This is a genomic window from Streptomyces torulosus (assembly GCF_001419765.1).
GTDB lineage: Bacteria > Actinomycetota > Actinomycetes > Streptomycetales > Streptomycetaceae > Streptomyces > Streptomyces torulosus.
The window spans coordinates 1-4,014 of the sequence record NZ_LIRK01000044.1 but is presented as its reverse complement, the minus strand read 5'-3'; the positions used below and the strand labels follow the sequence as shown (position 1 = coordinate 4,014).

General features: G+C 70.3%; 4 protein-coding genes. 3 read left to right on the top strand and 1 reads right to left on the bottom strand.

Features of this window, described 5'->3' with window-relative positions:
- Positions 1-93 precede the first annotated feature (93 nt).
- Both AOK23_RS04515 and AOK23_RS04510 read left to right on the top strand, forming a co-directional pair.
- Positions 94-1,110, top strand: coding sequence for an NAD-dependent epimerase/dehydratase family protein (locus tag AOK23_RS04515; protein WP_206336110.1), 1,017 nt, complete (start codon positions 94-96; stop codon positions 1,108-1,110).
- 258 nt (positions 1,111-1,368) lie between these two features.
- Positions 1,369-2,934 carry a DUF1996 domain-containing protein gene (locus AOK23_RS04510; RefSeq protein ID WP_055711448.1) on the top strand — a complete coding sequence of 522 codons (1,566 nt, stop codon included), beginning with the start codon at positions 1,369-1,371 and terminating at the stop codon, positions 2,932-2,934.
- A gap of 108 nt (positions 2,935-3,042) precedes the next feature.
- On the opposite strand, the gene AOK23_RS04505 is transcribed toward AOK23_RS04510, so the two are convergent.
- Entirely contained in the window at positions 3,043-3,513 is a 471-nt protein-coding gene (locus AOK23_RS04505; RefSeq protein ID WP_055711447.1) for a hypothetical protein, read from the bottom strand.
- Between the two features lie 119 nt (positions 3,514-3,632).
- Here AOK23_RS04505 and AOK23_RS04500 point away from each other — a divergent pair.
- The coding region (locus AOK23_RS04500) for an alpha-N-acetylglucosaminidase N-terminal domain-containing protein (RefSeq protein ID WP_206336109.1) at positions 3,633-4,014 on the top strand (382 nt) is incomplete at its 3' end.

Below are 4,014 nucleotides of genomic sequence, written 5' to 3'. Positions count from 1 at the left end.
GCCGCCGAGGCCGGGCGGCGACGGCCGACGGGCGGATCTTCTGAGAGCAGAGCACCGTTCCGTACCGGGCGCCCGGCGGGCAGAGTCGGCGGTATGAGACTTCTGATGCTGGGTGGTACGGAGTTCGTGGGTCGCGCCGTCGTGGAGTCGGCGCTGGCCCGCGGCTGGGAGGTGACCGTCTTCCACCGGGGACGGCACGAACCCCCCGCCGGGGTGCGGTCGTTGCTGGGCGACCGCACCACTGCGGACGGGCTCGCGGCGCTCGTCGACGCCTCCGCCGCCGCCTCAGGCGAGGGCGGGTGGGATGTCGTCGTCGACACCTGGTCGGCGGCGCCGCGAGCCGTCCGGGACACCGCCCGCCTGCTGGCCGGTGCGGCCGGTCGGTATGTGTATGTGTCGAGCTGCTCCGTGTACGCCTGGCCGCCGGCCGCCGGGTCCGACGAGAGCGCGCCGGTGGTGCAGGGCGCGGCGGCGGACGCCGGGCAGACGGACTACGCCCGCGACAAGCGGGGCGGGGAGCTGGCCGCCGTCGAGGCGTTCGGCGCGGACCGGTCGCTCCTCGTCCGGGCCGGGCTGATCCTCGGGCCGTACGAGAACATCGGGCGTCTGCCGTGGTGGCTGGGCCGGGTCGCCCGGGGCGGGCCGGTGCTGGCGCCCGGCCCGCGTGACCTTCCCCTGCAGTACATAGACGTCCGCGATCTCGCGGGCTGGGTCCTCGACGCCGTGGAGCGGGGGGCGAGCGGGGCGTACGACGTCGTCGGGCCGCCGGGGGCGACGACGATGGGGGAACTCCTCGACGCGTGTGTGCGGGTGACGGGCGGACCGGCGGACCTGCGGTGGACCCCGGCGGAGGCGGTGCTCGGGGCGGGGATAGAGCCGTGGACGCAGTTGCCCGTGTGGGTGCCGGAGGGCAGCGACCTCCATGGGGCGCTGCACCGGAGGGACGTCTCCCGTGCCGTACGGGAAGGGCTGCGGTGCCGGGGTGTCGAGGAGACCGTGCGGGACACCTGGGAGTGGTTGTTGAGCCTCGGCGGGGTCGCACCGCAGCGGCCCGACCGGCCCGCGGTGGGGCTCGATCCGGAGGTGGAGGCCAAGGTGCTGGGCGTGTAGGGGGTGTGCGGGGCGCGGCCGGGGAGCCGGCCGCCGTCCGCCCGGGTGGCCGCGCGAACCTCGCGCCCCGACGCTCCACACGCCGTGAGCGCTCGACAACTCGTAGTCGCGCGGGGGGTGTTGAAACCCAGTCTCCACACGAATCTCTCATCAATTTGTGAGTCGGCTGAACACTCCTGGGACTCACCGCGTATCTGAGGGAGCCGCTTCACTCCTGTCGGGCGCCTCGATGCCCCGCAAGGAAGTCAGAGGAGTTCCATGGGACGCAACACACGGAAACGACGTTCGCCGCTGGCCGTTCGGGCCATTGCCGCATCCGCGGCGCTCGCGGTAGCGGGCGGCGGTCTGGTCTGGGCGAACTTCTACGCCTCAGCAGGCGAGTCGAAGTCCAAGCCGAATGCCACGCTGGCCGCTGCCCAGGTGGCAACCATCGCCTGCCCGGACGTCGGCCAGAAGCTGACGAACGTTCCCCGCCAGGCGCGCGCGGGAGTCGCCAAGGAGCTGGCGCTGCTGGACCGGCAGATCACCGAGGCATACAAGCGTCTGGCGGAGACCCGCCAGGCCCAGTCCCGGGACGCCGGCTTCGTCAACAACGCCATTCTCGGCCCGCTGAAGGCCAAGCGGTCGGCCACCATCGACCGGATCGGCATCAACATCCGGCGCGTGGGTGGTCAGGTCCCGCAGGGCATGGCGCAGCTCGCCACCTGCCAGAGCAAGACCGACCAGGCGCAGACCAACGCCGGCGGCGCCCAGCAGGGCGGCCAGCAGCAAGGTGGTCAGCAGCAGGGCGGCCAGCAGCAAGGTGGCCAGCAGCAGGGCGGCCAGCAGCAAGGTGGTCAGCAGCAGGGCGGCCAGCAGGGCAACAACGGCCAGGCTCAGGGCCAGGGCGGCAACGGCCCGGTGGCCGGGGACTTCATCAACATCAACCAGGTCCAGCCCAACGGCGGCCCGAAGGGCGTGAACGGCAACGGTCTCGCCGCGAACGGCAACGGTGGTTCGCGAGGCACCTTCACCACGAACTGCGGAAACAACAAGAACGAGATCCGCAACTCGGACAACGTGATCGTGGCCCCCGGCGTCAGCAACGGTGCCCAGCACCAGCACGACTACGTCGGCAACCAGAGCAACAACGCCTTCGCGAGCGACCAGCAGCTGGCCAACGCGCAGACGTCCTGCCAGAACCAGGGCGACAAGTCGTCGTACTTCTGGCCGGTCATCCGTATCCAGGACGGTACGCAGGACATCGACCAGGGCAAGCCCGGTGGTGGCCAGGACAAGAACGTCGGCAAGATCGTCGAGCCGAACCAGGTCCAGCTGAAGTTCGTCGGCAACAAGCGCGGCCCGGTCGTCGCGATGCCGCAGGCGCTGCGCATCATCACCGGTGACGCCAAGGCGTTCGTGAACGGCCTGGGCAACGCCAACACCAACTGGAGCTGCACGGGCTTCGAGAACCGTGTGGTGACGGACAAGTACCCGATCTGCCCGCAGGGCAGCTCCGTGGTGCGGACGTCCTTCTTCCAGAGCTGCTGGGACGGCAAGAACATCGACAGCGCCAACCACCGCACCCACGTGAGCTTCGTCAAGGGTGACGGCAGCTGCGCCAACGGCTTCAAGGCCATCCCCCAGCTCCAGGTCCGCCTGGTCTACAGCGTCCCGGCCCCGCAGATCCAGAACGGGCAGGTGAAGAACGCGTACGCGGTCGACTCCTTCCCCGAGAACCTGCACAAGCCGATCACCGACCACAACGACTTCATCAACTTCTTCAACCAGAACACGATGAACAAGATGGTCAACTGCATCAACAACGGCCAGAACTGCCAGTAACACGGAAGCGGTTCTGAACTACCGAAGCCGGCGGTGGGAATTCCCACCGCCGGCTTTCGTGTGCCCGCCCCGGGCCCGCGCGGTCGGGCACGACACGCGCGGTGCCAGCTATCCGCTGTGGCCGCCGCCGCTGTGGCTGCCGCTGTCGTTGTGGCTGCCGCCGGGGTTCATGTGCTCCGAGCCCTCCTGCACATCCCCGCCGAGGGTGCCCTGGAGCCCGGCGACCGTCTTCTTCTCGCCGACGGCGACCCACTTGCGGCCGACGAGGTAGTAGCCGCCGTAGTCCTTGGCGCCGGCGAGCCATTCCGCCTGGCCGCGGTCGGTGGCGAAGGTCGCGAGGACGAACTTGCCGTCGAAGTCGCCGTCCTTGTTGGTGCAGAGGGCCTGGCGGATCGTGTCGGCGTCCGTCTGCATGTCCGGTTTGCAGCCCACCTCGCCCGCGATGTGCTCCAAGGTCCCGGTGGCCGTCTTGGGAACCGCCGCGCCCTCGTCGTCGCCCGAGCCGCAGCCGGTCAGCGCCAGCAGGGCCAGGGTCGCGCCGATCGCGCTCCCCGCGAGCCTCTTCCTCGTCACACTCATTCGTACGTACCTCCGGGTCCGTTCCGGCGACGTGAACGCGCCAGCTCCGTGCGCACCGTTGTTCACGGACGGTCGCCCCGTTAGCGTGCCGCCACTGTCGACACAGGGGGCACACAGACATGAACAGTCCGTCGCGACGCACGGTGCTGGGCTCGGCCGGTGCCATCGGCCTCGGCGCCGTCCTGGAATGGTCGGCCCCGGCCCACGCCGCGGAGAGCCCCGGCGGGGGCCCCGTCTTCGATACGGCTCCCGCGCGCTCGGCGCTCAATCGGCTGCTGCCCGGTCATGCCGGGCAGTTCCGGCTCAGTCTCCTCGACCGCGACGGCGTGGTCGACCGCTTCCGGGTCACCGGCACCACAGGACACATCCAGGTACGGGCCACGACACCGGCCACCCTGCTCATGGGCGTGCACTGGTACCTCAAGTACGTCTGCGGGGCCCACCTCGCCTGGAACGGCAGCCAGCTGAAGCTGCCCGCGCGGCTGCCGTTCCAGGCGAGGT

What these genes read in the sequence shown, in the direction of transcription:
- AOK23_RS04515 (WP_206336110.1), top strand. Translation starts at nt 94, where the DNA reads ATGAGACTTCTGATGCTGGGTGGTACGGAGTTCGTGGGTCGCGCCGTC.
- AOK23_RS04510 (WP_055711448.1), top strand. Translation starts at nt 1,369, where the DNA reads ATGGGACGCAACACACGGAAACGACGTTCGCCGCTGGCCGTTCGGGCC.
- AOK23_RS04505 (WP_055711447.1), bottom strand. Translation starts at nt 3,513, where the DNA reads ATGAGTGTGACGAGGAAGAGGCTCGCGGGGAGCGCGATCGGCGCGACC.